Annotated in this window: 2 tRNA genes and 2 rRNA genes; all 4 read left to right on the forward strand. The window is 47.1% G+C overall.

Annotated features, from left to right (window positions below):
* Positions 1-162: ribosomal RNA gene (locus NON16_RS25345) — 16S ribosomal RNA — on the forward strand; the annotation flags it as partial.
* 172 nt (positions 163-334) lie between these two features.
* Positions 335-411, forward strand: a tRNA-Ile gene (locus NON16_RS25350).
* A gap of 19 nt (positions 412-430) precedes the next feature.
* Positions 431-506 (forward strand) — tRNA-Ala (locus tag NON16_RS25355).
* A gap of 343 nt (positions 507-849) precedes the next feature.
* Positions 850-1042, forward strand: a 23S ribosomal RNA gene (locus NON16_RS25360); the annotation flags it as partial.

The raw sequence follows: 1042 nt of genomic DNA on the forward strand, positions 1-1042 counted from the left end.
TCCCGGGCCTTGTACACACCGCCCGTCACACCACGAGAGTTTGTAACACCCGAAGTCGGTGGGGTAACCTTTTGGAACCAGCCGCCGAAGGTGGGACAGATGATTGGGGTGAAGTCGTAACAAGGTAGCCGTATCGGAAGGTGCGGCTGGATCACCTCCTTTCTAAGGAGTCCTTTTAGGACATTACCGCTCTTTGGAGCAAATCACGCTTAGGTTTTTGTTCAGTTTTGAATGAGCTTTTTTCATTCGCTTTCTTCGGCCTGGTCGAAGAATCTTTTACTTACTACGTGAAGTAGTCAAAACGAGCTTTTATAATGACTTTAAAGTTCGGTTTGGGCCTATAGCTCAGCTGGTTAGAGCGCACGCCTGATAAGCGTGAGGTCGGTGGTTCGAGTCCACTTAGGCCCACCATAAAAATATATTTCCTTTTGGGGCCTTAGCTCAGCTGGGAGAGCGCCTGCCTTGCACGCAGGAGGTCAGCGGTTCGATCCCGCTAGGCTCCACCATAAATCTATTAACACCTTGTTAATAGGAGCATATAATTAACAGTCGTCATTTTTTAAAAGTGACAACACGCTAATTTTATATGCAACAAACACGTTCCTTGAAAACTAGATAACGAAAATTCTTGAAAAACAAGACATCGAAACTATGCGTTAAACGTTGATGCATCCGCATCAATGAACATTCGTTCACGAATAGCTAAATGCTACCGTGAATGATTTGGCAAGCTAGAAGCGAGGAGATCGCGGAAGCAAAGTTCGGGAGGAACGGAGCGTAGATTGACCTACGTGAGTACCGGACGAACAAAGCTGACAAAGAGATCCGAAGCTAATAGATTGTTCAAATGGTTAAGTTAGAAAGGGCGCACGGTGAATGCCTTGGCACTAGGAGCCGAAGAAGGACGGGACGAACACCGATATGCCTCGGGGAGCTGTAAGTAAGCATGGATCCGGGGATTTCCGAATGGGGGAACCCACTGTCCGTAATGGGACAGTATCCATATCTGAATACATAGGATATGAGAAGGCAGACCTGGGGA

Source organism: Pseudalkalibacillus decolorationis (assembly GCF_024609785.1).
Lineage (GTDB): Bacteria > Bacillota > Bacilli > Bacillales > Fictibacillaceae > Pseudalkalibacillus > Pseudalkalibacillus decolorationis.